The following is a 14033-nucleotide window of genomic DNA, read 5'->3' as shown; positions in this document are numbered from 1 at the left end:
ACTCACCCGTTCGCCACTCGCCGGCACCCCGAAGGGCCCGCTGCCGTTCGACTTGCATGTGTAAGGCATGCCGCCAGCGTTCAATCTGAGCCAGGATCAAACTCTCAGGTTCAATCCAATAAAACCTCGCACGCATCTGGCGATGCGCGTGCCAGCGCACCCATCCCGCGCCAACACCCACACCGCTCGACTGTCCCCAAATTCTTAAAGAACTCCTTCCAACCACCACACCACCTCAGTGGCGCGGCAGAACCAGCATTATTCCTGACTTCTCCACCGCAGTCAACCCCGGCAAGGTTCGCAACCTTCACACCACCGGGAATCGACCTGCACCTCCCACTTCAGCTCCACGACGTCGGGGCCGCAGCAGGAGAGGGACGCATTCTAGGCAATGGCAGCGATGAGCGCAAACAAGAAATTTTGATCGAACTCATAAGGACGACTCAAATGCCGTCAACATCGGCTGCGGATCAAGATTCAAGGAGCACGGAATGCGTGACATATCAAATGGATAGGAGAGCATCAGAGCGCCGGACGACCCGACATGCAGCCGCGGCGCAGGTCAGTCGCGGCGCTCTAGCCACACGCCGATCTGCGAGTCGACTTCATCAGAACGAGGTAGAGGCGAAGCTTTCGAAACGGGTGTGCTCACCGAAGAAGCTGAGGCGAATGGTACCGGTTGGGCCGTTACGATGCTTGGCGATGATGATCTCGGCCACGCCCTTGTCGGGGGTATCGGGGTTATAGACCTCGTCACGGTAGATGAACATGATGATATCAGCATCTTGCTCGATCGCGCCGGATTCGCGCAGATCCGACATGACCGGCCGCTTGTTCGGCCGCTGCTCGAGACTGCGGTTGAGCTGCGACAGGGCGATGATCGGTACGTTGAGTTCCTTGGCGAGCGATTTCACCGACCGGGAGATTTCGGAGAGCTCCGTGGCGCGGTTGTCGCTCTCCCGCGTACCGGTCATCAGCTGCAGATAATCGACGACGATGAGCCCGAGTTTGCCGCACTGCCGCGCCAGACGTCGAGCGCGGGCGCGCAGATCGATGGGATTCAAGGCGGGAGTCTCGTCGATGAAGATGGGAGCCTCGTAGAGTTTACCCATGGCTGCGGTCAAGCGCTGCCAATCATCGTCGGACAGACGTCCTCGACGCAGGTTTTGCATGTCGATGCGCCCGAGTGAAGCAAGAAAACGCGTGGCAAGCTGGGTGCTGGGCATTTCCATGGAAAAAACGGCCACCGGTAAGCGTTGATGGAGAGCGACGTGCTCGGCGATGTTGAGCGCGAGCGTCGTTTTTCCCATGGCAGGGCGACCGGCGAGAATGATCAGATCGGAGGGTTGTAGTCCTGAGGTTTTCTCGTCGAGATCGATATAGCCCGTGGGAATGCCGGTGACTTCACTGGGGTCTTCGCGGTCATAGAGTTCCTGGACACGATCGACCACGAGTTTGAGCGCCTGACCAATGGGGATGAATCCAGTGATACTGCGGGCTCCCGCCTCGGCGATCTCGAAGATCTTGGATTCGGCTTCATCGAGCAAAGACTTGGCGTCGCGCCCCATGGGACTGAGGGCGGAAGCGGCAATCTCGTCGGCGACGGCTATGAGTTTGCGCAGGATGGCGCGCTCGCGGATGATTTCGCCATAGCGTCGAGCATTGGCGGCCGAAGGGGTCTGGTTGGCGAGCTCGGCAAGGTAGGCAAGACCGCCCGCGGCTTCGGCTTCTCCACTCTTTTCCAGAGATTCATGAACGGTGACCACGTCGGCGGGACGCCCTTGTTCGAGGAGTCGGCTGACGTGACGGAAAATGCGTTTGTGTTCGTCGCGATAGAAGTCGTCAGGCCCGACGAGATCAGCGACTCGCTCCCAAGCGGTATTGTCGAGGAGCAAGCCGCCGAGCAGCGCCTGTTCGGCTTCGAGCGAATGAGGCGGCAGCTTGAAGGCGGAGGAAGGGGTGAACATGAGTTCGTCGGACATGGAACCAAAGTCTCGTTACGCAAGGTGAAGGGCTATTCTAGCGCCGAAAAAAGACGAGCGCCGGACCCGAAGGTGCGGCGCTCGTCGTTGGGTGCGAAGAGGGCGGAGGATCAGTGCTCGCCGAGCACCGAGACCTTGATGATGACGCGCACGTCGGTGTGCAGCGCGATCTCGATCTCGGTCTCGCCGACGCTCTTGATCGGGCCTTGGGGCATGAGAATCTGGGCGCGGGGAATATCGTAACCCAGGGCTTCCAGCCCTTCAGCGATGTCGATGTTGGTCACCGAGCCAAAGAGACGCCCATCCTCACCGGCCTTGCGGGTGATTTGTACCGTGATCCCTTCGAGACGAGTGGCGAGCGCTTGGGCGGCAGCGAGTTTCTCTGCCTGCTGACGCTCGAGTTCCGCACGACGGCGTTCGAATTCGGCGATGTTCTCGGGCGTGGCGCGCTTGGCCTTCTTTTGGGGAATGAGGTAGTTGCGCGCGTAGCCGTCTTTGACCTTGACGATGTCGCCGAGGTTGCCGAGGTTGGTGACCTTCTCCATCAGAATGACTTGCATGTCTGGCCTCCGCTCACTCGTGCTGGTCGGTATAAGGCAACAGCGCCAGGAAACGGGCACGCTTGATGGCGGTGGCAAGCTGGCGCTGATAGCGGGCGCTGGTGCCAGTGATGCGTGCGGGCACGATCTTGGCGACTTCGGTGATGAAGTCTTTGAGCAGCTCGACGTCTTTGTAGTCGATCTGTTCGATACCTTCGGCCGTGAAACGGCAATATTTGCGGCGGCGGGAGAATCCGCGTCCGCCCCGTTCTGGTCTAGCCATGTTCTTTTCCTTCCATGTGTCGTAATTCGGTGATGTGTAGGATCGGCGTGCGGCTCTTTAGCGTCCGTGCAGCCAGGAAACCCGTACAGTGGATCACGGCGCCGAGCGGCAGCTCGGCCAGCCGCAGCCCGCATTCACCGAGGGATTTGATGCCGACCTCGAACTCGATGCGGCGCTCGGCGCCGGCTTCGGTCTGCGTCGAACGATGGGCAAGCACGCCCTCGAAAACCGGGATGCCCGCTGGCGTGTAACGCAGGCCACGACTAGAGATCAGCACGCCCTCGAGTTCCACACGGTTGCACACCGATCGGGCAAAAAACTCAGACTGCCGGGCTGGATTCGGCGGCGGGCTCGGCTGCCGGGGTTTCCAGCAGGGAGCGAGACTTCTCGTCCTTCATCATCGGAGAGGGCTCGGTGATCGCCTTTTCCATGCGCACGGTGAGGTGACGCAACACGGCATCGTTGAATCTGAAAGCCGTTTCGAGCTCTTCGAGGGTCTCGCCGTCACATTCGATGTTCATCAGCACGTAGTGTGCCTTGTGCACTTTCTGAATGGAATAGGCGAGCTGGCGACGACCCCAGTCTTCGAGGCGATGGATCTTGCCGCCACGGCCGGTGATGAGGTTGCGATAGCGCTCGACCATGGCCGGAACTTGCTCGGACTGGTCCGGATGGACGATGAAGACGATTTCGTAATGTCGCATGTAGACTCCTTATGGTTGACGAGCAGCCTCCCGACATGCGTTCCGGTGAGGCAAGGGAAATGTTCAATATAGCAAAATACTTGGACAATGTCTAGCGAACGCAAAGGGCGTAAGGATTACTCGAGCAAACGTCGTTTGTGGTTGAAGGGGGGAATGCGCCCTGCGCAGGGGCGAAGATGCCGTTCGCGACCAGAGCCTGCCAGCGAGCCCTGAGCATGGTAATCATTCGCCAGTCCCTCAAGTCATGCCTTCGCGCAACAGCGGCCAAGCGCGGCGCAGGTAATAAATCATGGAGACGATGGTGAGCAAAGCCGCCAGCCACAGCATCGCCTGCCCCCAGAAGGGAGTGTCGAAGTGCGGCAAGGGGTTCCAGTAGAGGAGCACGGGGATGGCGATGAGCTGGACGGTGGTCTTCAGCTTGCCGATGAAGGCCACGGCCACCGAGCCGCGGTTGCCGAGTTCGGCCATCCATTCGCGCAAGGCCGAGATGGTGATCTCGCGCCCGATGATGATGAGGGCAGCCAAGGCATGCGCCCGCCCCAGATCGACGAGCACGATGAGGGCGGCGGCGACCATCAGCTTGTCGGCCACCGGATCGAGGAAGGCACCAAAACGCGACTGCTGTCCGAGCCGGCGAGCGAGGAAGCCGTCGAGCCAGTCAGTGATCGCTGCCGCGGTAAAGATGATCGTAGCCCACAGATCGACGACTTCAGGGCGCAGCCAGCCTTGGGGAAGATAGAAGAGTAGGACGAAGACGGGGATAAGGGCAATGCGCCCCCAGGTGATCAGATTGGGAATGTTCCAGCGCATCGTGTCCTGTCCCTTCGCGTCTCTTCTGCCGTCACTGGTCATGCAGCGCATTATAGAGGGTTTGGGCGAGCCGCCGGTCGATGCCGGGCACGCGGCATAGGTCTTCGACCGTGGCTTCCTTCACTCCGTCGAGCCCGCCGAAGGCTGCGAGCAGTGCCTTGCGCCGTTTGGGGCCGATGCCAGGGATATCCTCGAGGCGGGAACCGGTGCGCGATTTCGCGCGGCGGGCGCGGTGGCCGGTGATGGCGAAGCGGTGCGCCTCGTCGCGCACGGTCTGGATGAGATGCAGCGCCGGCGAAGACGGCGGCAGCTGCAGGGGCGCCCGTCCGTCGGCGAAGACGAGGGTCTCGAGGCCGGGTTTGCGCGCTTCACCCTTGGCCACGCCCACGAGCGGCAGTTCGAGCCCGAGTTCGTCGAGCACCCGGGCGGCGACCTCGAGCTGCCCCTTGCCGCCGTCGATGAGCACGAGATCCGGGCGCGGCGCCTCGCCCTCGGCGACCCGCTCATAACGGCGGGTGAGCACCTGGCGCATGGCGGCATAGTCGTCGCCCGGCGTGATGCCTTCGATGTGATAGCGCCGGTATTGCGAGGGGTTCATCCCCTCCCCCTCCCAGACGACGCAGGAGGCCACGGTGGCTTCGCCCATGGTGTGGCTGATGTCGAAGCATTCGATGCGCCGCGGCGGCTCGGGCAGGTCGAGCGCCGCGGCCAGCTCCTGCAGCTGGGTGCGGGCACGCTCACCGCCGCGCAAGCGCGCTGTGATCGCCACCCGGGCGTTCGCTTCGGCCATCTCCAGCCAGGCGCGGTCGGTGGCACCGCGTCCGGCACTCACGGCAATGGGGCGTTCGGCAAGGAACTCCACGAACTCGGCCAATTCCGGCGAGGCAAGATTGGTGAGGATGCGATCGGGCCAGGGCCGGTCCTGGTAGTGCTGCTCGAGGAAGGCGTGGAGCACGTCGACTGGCTCGGCTCCCTCGGCCTGCTGCGGAAAGAGGGGACGGTCTCCGAGATGCCGCCCGCCGCGCACCATGGCGAGGTTCACGCAAACGAGCCCGCCTTCGGCGATGACGACTAGGATGTCGACGTCCTCGTCGCGGCGACTGTCGACGGCCTGCTGGTGCAGCACCGATTGCAGGGCGCGGAGGCGGTCCCGCAGGCGGGCGGCCTCTTCGAAGTCGAGGCGCTCGCTCGCGGCGTTCATCGCCGCAGTGAGCGTCTCGATCACCTCGGTCGATTTGCCGGAGAGAAAGCGCGCGGCCATCTCGACCTGTTGCCGGTATTCCTCTACGCTCACTTTGCCGACGCAGGGCGCGGTGCAGCGATGGATCTGGTGCAGCAGGCAGGGGCGCGAACGGTTGCGGAATACCGAGTCGGCGCAGGTGCGCAGCTCGAAGAGTTTTTGCACGAGCTGAATGCTCTCGCGCGCCGCCCATCCGTTCGGATAAGGCCCGAAGTACCGTTCTCCTTTGTGCAGTGCACCACGGTAGGTCTGAATGGCGGGGAAGTCGCCGCCGGTGAGCCGGATGTAGGGATAGGATTTGTCGTCGCGAAAGAGGATGTTGTAGCGCGGCGACAACGTTTTGATGAGGTGATTCTCGAGAATGAGCGCTTCGGCCTCGGAGCGCACGAGCGAAATGTCGACGCGTTCGATCTGGCGCACCATCAAGGCGATGCGCGGGCTCGGCAGCCGGGCGCGGAAGTAGCTCGCCAGGCGTCGGCGCAAGTTCTTCGCCTTGCCGACGTAGAGCACGGTCTCGTCGGCGCCGATCATGCGATAGACGCCGGGCGATTCGGGCACCGTCTGCAGAAAAGCCGAAGCGTCGAAACTCATGGCAGGAACGGATCAAAACCAGACATTGCGCTGTGACCAGTCGCGCGCGCGTTCGCGCGCCTGCAGGTAGGGTTCGAAGAGCTCGAGCTCGAACGGATCGGAAATGCGCGGCGAGCCGAGAAGCCCCGTGCGGCGCGCGATGACGTCCGCCGTCTCCTCCGGCCACGCTTCCTCGAGCAGGCGCTCCACCCACTCGGGGCGATTGCATACGAGCGCCAGGTCGCAACCGGCCGACAACGCCGCCGCGGCGCGCGCGCGAGGATCGTCCCCCGCGGCTCCGGCCCCCGCCATGCCGAGATCGTCGGAGAGCACGGCCCCGCGGAAACCCAGCCGAGCGCGCAGCACTTCTCCGAGCCAGAAGGCGGAAAATCCCGCCGGTTCGGGGGCACAGCGTTCATAGCGCACGTGCGCCGGCATGACGCCGGCCAGCGAGCGCAACAGGCGATGACGATAGGGCACGAGGTCGCGCTGCCAGATCGCCTCGAAAGGGCGGGAATCGACCGGCAGCGTCTCGTGCGAGTCGGCGGCCACCGCGCCGTGGCCGGGAAAATGTTTGCCGACGGCGCGCACCCCCATCATGGCGAGCCCCGCCACCAGCGCCTGGGCGAGCCGCGCGACCACGCCGGCATCGTCGCTGAAGGCGCGGTCACCGATCACCGCGCTCACTCCTGCCTCGACGTCGAGCACCGGTGCAAAGGTGAGATCGATGCCGTGCGCGGCGAGTTCCGCGCCGATGACGAGCCCGACGTCGTAGGCGAGCGCCACCGCCTGCTCGGGGTCGCGTTCGTACTCATCGCCGAGCCGGCGCATGGGGGCGACCGGGGTGAAGCCATCGCCGCGGAAGCGCTGCACGCGCCCGCCTTCCTGATCGACGGCGATGACCAATGGCCCCGGGCGGGCGGAACGCATCGCCTGGACCAGGGCGGCGAGCTGGGCCGAATCGCGATAGTTGCGGGCAAAGAGAATGACGCCGCCCACGGCCGGATGGGCGAGACGGCGCAGCTCCTCCGGGCTCGGTTCGAGACCGGCGAGATCGATCATCAAAGGGCCGGGCGGCAAAGAGGATGCGGCAATATTCATGGGACAGGGGCTTGTCAGGCAGGGGGGAAAGTCGGCGATTCGCCCTCGCTACGCTCGAGCACGACGAAGGCGACGGCGTACTCGCGCTCGTCGGCAAGGCTCAAGTGCGCCCTCAGGTCAGCCGTGGCGAGTCGGGCCGCAAGGGACTCGGCGAAGGCGAAGAAGGGACGCCCGCGGGCATCGTGCGCCACCCACAATTCCTGCCAGCCGAGCGACGCCCCCAGCCCCGTGCCCCAGGCCTTGGCGAAAGCCTCTTTAGCGGCAAAGCGCTTGGCGAGCAAGCGCTCCGGCATGGCCGCACGAAAAAATTCTTCCCGTTCGGCCGGAGCGAGGATGCGTTCGGCGAAGCGCGAACCATGGCGCGCGAGCGCGGCAGCCAGACGCTCGATACGTACGAGGTCGGTGCCCACGCCCACGATCATCGGGCGCAGGCCTCGCGCATCAGCCGCTTCATTTCGCGCACGGCCTCGCGCAGGCCGGTGAAGACGGCACGGCTGACGATGGCATGACCGATGTGCAGTTCCCGCACGCCGGGCAGGGCCGCCACCGGCTGAACGTTGTAGTAATTGAGGGCATGCCCCGCATTGAAGCGCATGCCCAGCCCCACGATCGCCTCCCCCGCCCGGCGTACCTTGTCGAGTTCGGCCTGCACGGCGGGGCGTTCCAGATCGCGCCCGGCGGCATGAAACGCGTGGGCGTAGGGGCCGGTGTGCACCTCGCAGACTTCGGCGCCGATGCGGCTCGCCGCCTCGACCTGACGAGGATCGGCGTCGAGAAAGACGCTGACGACGATGCCGGCATCGCGCAAACGGGAGACGACACCCTGCAAGCGGGCCTCGTCGCGCACGATGTCCAGCCCCCCTTCGGTGGTGATCTCCTGGCGCCCCTCGGGAACCAGCATGGCCATTTCCGGTTTCAGGGCGCAGGCGATCGCCACCATCTCGTCGGTGGGAGCCATCTCGAGGTTGAGTTTGATGTGCGTGAGCTCGCGCAGCCGGCGGACATCGGCATCCTGGATGTGACGGCGATCCTCGCGCAGATGGACGGTGATGCCATCGGCCCCACCCAGATGCGCCTCCACCGCCGCCCATACGGGGTCGGGTTCGTAAGTGCGGCGCGCCTGGCGCAGCGTGGCGACGTGGTCGATGTTCACTCCGAGTTCGATCATTCGAGCAGCTCCCGTAACATGCGTCGTGCCTGCAATTCCTGCCCGTCAAGGGCATGGTCGATGAGCCGGCGTGTGAGCGCACGCACTTCGGCGAGCGTCGCCGGCCGGCTCCAGCATCCGGCGCGCAGATCTTCCAGTGTCTGGGCGCTCAGCACCACCTCGCCCGGAGCCGATTCACCTTCCATGAGCGGTACCAACCCTCGGTGCGGCTCGAAGCGATAGCGCCCGGCCACGGTGTGCGGCCAATCCAGGCCATAGCCGAGCGCGGCGAGGAAGGCGAGTTCGAAGCGGCGCAACACCGGCGCGAGCGCCTCCCCCGCAGCGAGCGCACGCACCGCCGCATCGTAGGCGAGGAAGACCTCGCGGTGGGGATCTTCGCGCGCGAGCAGCCGCAGCACCAGTTCGTTGAGATAATACCCGCACCACAGCGCCCTGCCCTGCGGCAGGGGCACCCCGCCGGCCCAGTCGGCCCGCGTGAGGGTACGCACTTCGCCCGCCCCGCTCCAGCCGAGCACGAGCGGTTGGAACGTGAGCAGCACGGAGCGCAGCTGGGAACCAGGGCGGCGCGCGCCCTTGGCGACCAGCGCCAAGCGCCCGTGTTCGAGCGTGAGCACCTCGAGCAGCAGGCTCGTCTCGCGCCAGGGACGCGCGTGCAAGACGTAGGCGGGCTCGGCCTCGACCCGTTGCCGCCGCGCCATGCGCCCTCAGCCGTCGTAACCCAGCGAGCGCAGCGCCTGTTCGTCATCGGCCCAGCCACTGCGCACCTTGACCCAGACTTCGAGATAGACGCGCGCCTCCAGCAGATTCTCCAGCTCCTGGCGCGCCTCGGTGGCGATGCGCTTGATGCGCTCGCCGCCGCGGCCGATCACGATCGCCTTGTGCGGTTCACGCTCGACGATCACCGCGGCGTAGATGCGGCGCAAGTTGCCTTCGACTTCGTAGCGCTCGATCTCCACGGCGATGCCATAGGGCAGCTCGTCGCCGACGAGGCGGAAAACTTTCTCCCGCAGATATTCGGCGGCGAGGAAGCGTTCGCTGCGATCGGTGATCATGTCGGGGTCGTAGATCGGCTCTCCCTCTGGCAGATAGGGTTCGAGGGCGCGCAGGAGCTCGTCGGTGTGCTCGTCTTTTTCTGCCGACAGAGGCACGATCTCGGCGAAAGACCGACGTTGCGCCATTTCGGCGATGAAGGGCAGCAGCAGTTTCTTGTCTTTGAGGCGGTCGACCTTGTTGATGACGAGCACCACCGGCACGTTTTCCGGCAGCAGCGCCATCACCTGGGCATCTTCGCCCGTGAAACGGCAGGCTTCGATCACGAAGACGATGACGTCGACCTCGGAGAGCGCCTGGGTGACGGTGCGGTTCATCAAGCGGTTGAGGGCCCGCTTGTGCCGCGTCTGGAAGCCGGGCGTGTCGACGAAGACGAACTGCGCCCGGTCCGTGGTGAGGATGCCGTGGACGCGGTGGCGCGTCGTCTGCTGTTTGCGCGAGACGATGCTCACCTTGTGGCCGACGAGGCGGTTCGTCAGGGTGGACTTGCCGACGTTGGGGCGACCGACGATGGCGGCATAGCCAGCGCGAAAGGGGGAAGCAGAGGAAGTATCGTTCATCGGGGCTCTGGAAATGGTTCAGGTCTCTCCCAACTGCGCCAGAATCTTGGCGGCGGCGTCTTGCTCGGCCGCGCGGCGGCTGGGCCCTTCGCCTTCGGCGGAAAGTCCGATCGCTTCGGCCTGCGCCCGCACCTTGAAGTGCTGGGCATGCGCCGGGCCGCTGACGCTCACGATCTCGTAGCGCGGCACGGGATGATGCCGACCTTGCAGCCATTCCTGCAGACGGGTCTTGGGATCTTTGAGGCGTTCGAGCGGACCGAGCGCGGCGAGTTCCGGTTCGAGGATGCGCGCCACCAGCTCGCGCGCGGCCTCATAGCCGCCGTCGAGCAGCACCGCGCCGACGATGGCCTCGAGCGCATCGGCAAGCAGTGAAGGGCGACGATTTCCGCCAACGCGCCGCTCTCCCTCACCGATGACGAGATACTCGTCGAGCCCCAGGCGCAAGGCCGCGGCGGCCAAAGTCTCTTGGCGCACGAGGCTCGCGCGGGCACGGGAGAGCGTCCCCTCGGGTTCGTCGGGATGGCGGCGATAGAGGAGCTCGGCCACCGCCAGGTCGAGCGCGGCATCGCCGAGAAATTCCAGACGCTCGTTGTGCCCTTCGCCCGCGCTGCGGTGTCTGAGGGCGGTGAAGAGCAGATCTTGTGCATGAAAGCGATGACCGAGACGCGCTTGCAGCGCCGTCCACTTTTCCTCACGCTCGCTCATGGCGCCCCTGTCGCGGCAGCGATCTCGAAATCGAAGGCGAGGCTGACGTTGGCTACGAGAGGAACGAGCCGCTGATAGCGTACCTCGATCTTCGTGCGCCCCTCCTCGCGGGTGATGACGAGGTCACGGCCATCCACCGAAGTAAAGCCGTCGATGGTGGCGAACTTTCCGAACTCGGCACGTAGCTGAGACGGGGGCGTCTGCGGATCGGCGCGCTGGGCAATCTCAGCGAGCGCCCGTTTGATTGCGGCGTATTCGGTATAAACGGGGACGATGCGCAGCGCGAGGATCAGGACGATGCCGACGAGCACCCCCCAGAAGATCACACCCAGCAAACTGACCCCTTGCTGCCGACGTACCAGCGCCGTGCCCATACGCCCTCCTTGTTTCATTGGATTCGACCAATACGCGAGAGGTCGGAAAAATTCAGCCAGATGAAGAAGGCCCTGCCGACGATGTTCTCCTCAGGCACGAACCCCCATACTCGGCTGTCACTGCTGCCATCCCGATTATCGCCCATGACGAAGTAGTGTCCAGGCGGTACCGAGCAGCGCACCCCCCGACGATTGTACTCGCAACGGTCGGCATGGGGGAATTCGAGCCGTTGCGTGACGAACGGTGGAGCGATGTCGTCGACGAGGATCTCGTGCGGGCGCTCCCCTAGATATTCGCGCCAGCGGGTGGAATAATACAGCCGATCGGCATGAAAATAGTCCGGTAAAGGCTCGTAGCGCACCGGCACGCCGTTGATGCGCAGTTTCTTGTCGAGATACTCGACGTAATCCCCAGGCAAACCGACGACGCGCTTGATGTAATCGACTGACGGGTCGACCGGATAGCGAAACACCATGACATCCCCACGCCGGGGTTCTCCCACGGGGATGATGACGTGGTTCACCAAGGGCAAGCGAATGCCATAGGAGAATTTGTCGACGAGGATGAAATCGCCCACGAGCAGCGTCGGGATCATCGATCCCGAAGGAATCTTGAACGGTTCGACCACGAAGGAGCGCAGCACGAAGACGGCGAGGATCACCGGGAAAAAGCTCGCCCCGTATTCGACCCACCAGGGTGCAGGAGCCCCCTCGGGGCGGCGTTTTCCCACCACCCAGCGATCGAGCGCCCAGAGCACGCCCGTGGCGAGCGTGAGCAGGAAGAGGATCAACGCGAAATTCATGGTTCCCTGCCTTGGAGAGTGCGGCGAGGCCGGTCAGGCTTCGTCGGTACGCAGCACCGCGAGGAAGGCTTCCTGCGGGATCTCGACGTTACCGACCTGCTTCATGCGTTTCTTGCCGGCCTTCTGCTTTTCGAGGAGTTTCTTCTTGCGTGAGATGTCGCCGCCATAGCACTTGGCGAGCACGTTCTTGCGCAACGCCTTGATCGTCTCGCGCGCGATGATGTGCGAGCCAATGGCCGCCTGCAGCGGCACGTCGAACATCTGCCGCGGGATGAGGCTGCGCAGTTTCTCGACGAGCTCACGGCCGCGTCGCTGAGCGCTGGCGCGGTGCACGATCACCGAGAGCGCATCGACTTTCTCGCCGTTGACGAGGACGTCGAGCTTGACGAGATCGGCAGGGCGGTATTCCTTGAATTCGTAGTCGAGCGAGGCATAGCCGCGCGACACGGACTTCAGCCGGTCGAAGAAGTCCATCACCACTTCGTTCATCGGCAGCTCGAAGATCGCGTGGACCTGCCGACCGTGGTAGCGCAGGTCGACCTGCACGCCGCGCTTCTGGTTGCACAGCGTGAGCACGGGGCCGAGGTAGTCCTGCGGCACGAAGATGTGCGCGGTGATGATGGGTTCGCGGATCTCCTCGATCTTGCTCGGATCGGGCAGACGCGAAGGATTTTCGATGCGCTGCACCTCGCCCGAGCGCAGCACCACTTCATAGACGACCGAAGGCGCCGTGGTGATGAGGTTCTGGCCGAACTCGCGCTCGAGCCGCTCCTGCACGATGTCCATGTGCAGCAGCCCGAGAAAGCCGCAGCGGAAACCGAATCCCAGCGCCTGCGAGGTCTCGGGCTCGAACTGCAGCGCTGCGTCGTTCAACTTGAGCTTTTCGAGCGCCTCGCGCAGGGAATCGTATTCGCTCGACTCCACGGGATAGAGGCCGGCGAAGACCTGCGGCTTGATCTCGCGAAAGCCGGGCAGCGGCTCGGCGGCGACGCGAGGCAGCGTCGTGATCGTGTCGCCGACCTTGGCCGCACGCAGCTCCTTGATGCCGGCGACGACGAACCCCACTTCGCCGCACTCGAGCGCGTCGCGTTCGAGCGAGCGCGGCGTGAAGACGCCGAGCCGTTCGATCGTGTACTCGGCCCCGGTCGACATCAGCCGGATGCGCTCGCCGCGAGCGAGTCGCCCATCGACCACCCGCACCAGCATGACGACGCCGACGTAGTTGTCGAACCAGGAATCGATGATGAGCGCGCGGGTGGGCGCCTCAGGATTTCCACGCGGAGGCGGTACCCGGCGCACCACGGCTTCGAGCACCTCCTCGATCCCCAAACCCGTTTTGGCCGAACAGAGCACGGCTTCGCTCGCATCCACGCCGATGACGTCTTCGATCTCGGCGCGCGCGCGCTCGGGGTCGGCCTGCGGCAGGTCGATCTTGTTGAGCACCGGCACCACCTCGACACCGAGCTCGATCGCGGTGTAGCAGTTGGCCACCGTCTGCGCCTCCACCCCTTGGGAGGCATCGACCACGAGGAGCGCTCCCTCGCAAGCGGATAGCGAGCGGCTCACCTCGTAGGAGAAATCGACGTGTCCCGGCGTGTCGATGAGGTTGAGCTCGTAGGTCTGGCCGTCGCGCGCTCGGTACATGAGCGTGGCGGTCTGCGCCTTGATGGTGATGCCGCGCTCGCGCTCGAGATCCATGGAGTCGAGCACGCGATCCTCCATCTCGCGATCGGACAGGCCGCCGCAATACTGGATGAGCCGATCGGCGAGCGTAGACTTGCCGTGGTCGATGTGGGCGATGATCGAGAAGTTGCGTATGTTTTTCATCGGCACACAAAAAAAGCCCCGCGGGGCAGTGGAGAGCGGTACGAAAGATTCATCCCGATCATTCTAACGGAAAACGGCTCAAATAGTCATGAACGCTTGCTGCATCGCAGCGATGGCGACAGATTTCCACGCTCCCATGCAGGACGACCGGAATCGCCCGGCCATAGCGTTGACGCCAGGCCGGATCCGCATCGACGTCGCGTTTGACCACGGTAAAACCATAGTGCCGTGCGATGGGCATGAGTGCCTCCACCATGTCATCGCACAAATGGCACCCCGGGCGCGACAAGACCCATAGGACACGCTCCTGGGACATC

At 64.2% G+C, this 14033-nt stretch carries 17 protein-coding genes and 1 rRNA gene; all 18 read right to left on the bottom strand.

Annotation, left to right across the window (positions count from 1 at the left end):
• A 16S ribosomal RNA gene (locus EPD81_RS09065) occupies positions 1–112 on the bottom strand; the annotation flags it as partial.
• 496 nt (positions 113–608) lie between these two features.
• A complete protein-coding gene (dnaB, locus tag EPD81_RS09060) occupies positions 609–1982 on the bottom strand; it encodes a replicative DNA helicase (protein WP_142805114.1) in 1374 nt (457 codons plus the stop codon).
• Between the two features lie 110 nt (positions 1983–2092).
• Positions 2093–2542, bottom strand: coding sequence for a 50S ribosomal protein L9 (gene rplI / locus EPD81_RS09055; RefSeq protein ID WP_142805113.1), 450 nt, complete (start codon positions 2540–2542; stop codon positions 2093–2095).
• A 13-nt stretch (positions 2543–2555) separates the two neighbouring features.
• Positions 2556–2804 carry a 30S ribosomal protein S18 gene (rpsR, locus tag EPD81_RS09050; RefSeq protein ID WP_142805112.1) on the bottom strand — a complete coding sequence of 83 codons (249 nt, stop codon included), beginning with the start codon at positions 2802–2804 and terminating at the stop codon, positions 2556–2558.
• A complete protein-coding gene (priB, locus tag EPD81_RS09045) occupies positions 2797–3096 on the bottom strand; it encodes a primosomal replication protein N (RefSeq protein WP_142805111.1) in 300 nt (99 codons plus the stop codon). Before priB ends, rpsR begins: the two co-directional genes overlap by 8 nt.
• A gap of 28 nt (positions 3097–3124) precedes the next feature.
• Positions 3125–3508, bottom strand: coding sequence for a 30S ribosomal protein S6 (rpsF, locus tag EPD81_RS09040; RefSeq protein ID WP_142805110.1), 384 nt, complete (start codon positions 3506–3508; stop codon positions 3125–3127).
• A gap of 237 nt (positions 3509–3745) precedes the next feature.
• Positions 3746–4318, bottom strand: a complete 573-nt coding sequence (gene pgsA / locus EPD81_RS09035; protein WP_142805109.1) for a CDP-diacylglycerol--glycerol-3-phosphate 3-phosphatidyltransferase — start codon at positions 4316–4318, stop codon at positions 3746–3748.
• A gap of 31 nt (positions 4319–4349) precedes the next feature.
• Positions 4350–6149 (bottom strand): excinuclease ABC subunit UvrC, encoded by a 1800-nt coding sequence (uvrC, locus tag EPD81_RS09030; RefSeq protein ID WP_142805108.1) that lies wholly within the window; start codon positions 6147–6149, stop codon positions 4350–4352.
• Between the two features lie 12 nt (positions 6150–6161).
• Positions 6162–7229, bottom strand: a complete 1068-nt coding sequence (nagZ, locus tag EPD81_RS09025; RefSeq protein ID WP_142805107.1) for a beta-N-acetylhexosaminidase — start codon at positions 7227–7229, stop codon at positions 6162–6164.
• Between the two features lie 14 nt (positions 7230–7243).
• Positions 7244–7651, bottom strand: a complete 408-nt coding sequence (gene acpS, locus EPD81_RS09020; protein WP_142805106.1) for a holo-ACP synthase — start codon at positions 7649–7651, stop codon at positions 7244–7246.
• Positions 7648–8397 (bottom strand): pyridoxine 5'-phosphate synthase, encoded by a 750-nt coding sequence (locus EPD81_RS09015; protein WP_142805105.1) that lies wholly within the window; start codon positions 8395–8397, stop codon positions 7648–7650. Before EPD81_RS09015 ends, acpS begins: the two co-directional genes overlap by 4 nt.
• A complete protein-coding gene (recO, locus tag EPD81_RS09010) occupies positions 8394–9095 on the bottom strand; it encodes a DNA repair protein RecO (protein ID WP_142805104.1) in 702 nt (233 codons plus the stop codon). The genes EPD81_RS09015 and recO overlap by 4 nt, the downstream gene beginning before the upstream one ends.
• Before the next feature lie 6 nt (positions 9096–9101).
• Positions 9102–10007, bottom strand: a complete 906-nt coding sequence (gene era / locus EPD81_RS09005) for a GTPase Era (RefSeq protein ID WP_142805103.1) — start codon at positions 10005–10007, stop codon at positions 9102–9104.
• An 18-nt stretch (positions 10008–10025) separates the two neighbouring features.
• Positions 10026–10712: a ribonuclease III gene (gene rnc / locus EPD81_RS09000; protein WP_142805102.1), complete on the bottom strand. Its 687-nt coding sequence runs from the start codon at positions 10710–10712 to the stop codon at positions 10026–10028.
• Positions 10709–11086, bottom strand: a complete 378-nt coding sequence (locus EPD81_RS08995; protein WP_185955410.1) for a DUF4845 domain-containing protein — start codon at positions 11084–11086, stop codon at positions 10709–10711. Before EPD81_RS08995 ends, rnc begins: the two co-directional genes overlap by 4 nt.
• A 14-nt stretch (positions 11087–11100) precedes the next feature.
• Positions 11101–11889: a signal peptidase I gene (gene lepB, locus EPD81_RS08990; protein WP_142805100.1), complete on the bottom strand. Its 789-nt coding sequence runs from the start codon at positions 11887–11889 to the stop codon at positions 11101–11103.
• Positions 11890–11922: 33 nt separating this feature from the next.
• Positions 11923–13716, bottom strand: a complete 1794-nt coding sequence (gene lepA, locus EPD81_RS08985; protein ID WP_142805099.1) for a translation elongation factor 4 — start codon at positions 13714–13716, stop codon at positions 11923–11925.
• 58 nt (positions 13717–13774) lie between these two features.
• Positions 13775–14032, bottom strand: coding sequence for a glutaredoxin family protein (locus EPD81_RS08980; protein ID WP_142805098.1), 258 nt, complete (start codon positions 14030–14032; stop codon positions 13775–13777).
• Position 14033: the final 1 nt, after the last annotated feature.

It is taken from the genome of Tepidiphilus sp. J10 (assembly GCF_006980785.1).
GTDB classification, from domain to species: Bacteria; Pseudomonadota; Gammaproteobacteria; order Burkholderiales; family Rhodocyclaceae; genus Tepidiphilus; species Tepidiphilus olei.
The sequence above is the reverse complement of the archived record's forward strand: the minus strand, read 5'-3'. Positions and strand labels throughout refer to the sequence as shown.

Bases quoted from the DNA above. Each gene is read 5' to 3' on its own strand.
- uvrC (WP_142805108.1), bottom strand. From the start codon at position 6,149: ATGAGTTTCGACGCTTCGGCTTTTCTGCAGACGGTGCCCGAATCGCCC.
- acpS (WP_142805106.1), bottom strand. From the start codon at position 7,651: ATGATCGTGGGCGTGGGCACCGACCTCGTACGTATCGAGCGTCTGGCT.
- rnc (WP_142805102.1), bottom strand. From the start codon at position 10,712: ATGAGCGAGCGTGAGGAAAAGTGGACGGCGCTGCAAGCGCGTCTCGGT.
- era (WP_142805103.1), bottom strand. From the start codon at position 10,007: ATGAACGATACTTCCTCTGCTTCCCCCTTTCGCGCTGGCTATGCCGCC.
- dnaB (WP_142805114.1), bottom strand. From the start codon at position 1,982: ATGTCCGACGAACTCATGTTCACCCCTTCCTCCGCCTTCAAGCTGCCG.
- EPD81_RS08995 (WP_185955410.1), bottom strand. From the start codon at position 11,086: ATGGGCACGGCGCTGGTACGTCGGCAGCAAGGGGTCAGTTTGCTGGGT.
- EPD81_RS09015 (WP_142805105.1), bottom strand. From the start codon at position 8,397: ATGATCGAACTCGGAGTGAACATCGACCACGTCGCCACGCTGCGCCAG.
- lepB (WP_142805100.1), bottom strand. From the start codon at position 11,889: ATGAATTTCGCGTTGATCCTCTTCCTGCTCACGCTCGCCACGGGCGTG.
- rpsF (WP_142805110.1), bottom strand. From the start codon at position 3,508: ATGCGACATTACGAAATCGTCTTCATCGTCCATCCGGACCAGTCCGAG.
- EPD81_RS08980 (WP_142805098.1), bottom strand. From the start codon at position 14,032: ATGTCCCAGGAGCGTGTCCTATGGGTCTTGTCGCGCCCGGGGTGCCAT.
- pgsA (WP_142805109.1), bottom strand. From the start codon at position 4,318: ATGCGCTGGAACATTCCCAATCTGATCACCTGGGGGCGCATTGCCCTT.
- nagZ (WP_142805107.1), bottom strand. From the start codon at position 7,229: ATGAATATTGCCGCATCCTCTTTGCCGCCCGGCCCTTTGATGATCGAT.
- rplI (WP_142805113.1), bottom strand. From the start codon at position 2,542: ATGCAAGTCATTCTGATGGAGAAGGTCACCAACCTCGGCAACCTCGGC.
- rpsR (WP_142805112.1), bottom strand. From the start codon at position 2,804: ATGGCTAGACCAGAACGGGGCGGACGCGGATTCTCCCGCCGCCGCAAA.
- recO (WP_142805104.1), bottom strand. From the start codon at position 9,095: ATGGCGCGGCGGCAACGGGTCGAGGCCGAGCCCGCCTACGTCTTGCAC.
- lepA (WP_142805099.1), bottom strand. From the start codon at position 13,716: ATGAAAAACATACGCAACTTCTCGATCATCGCCCACATCGACCACGGC.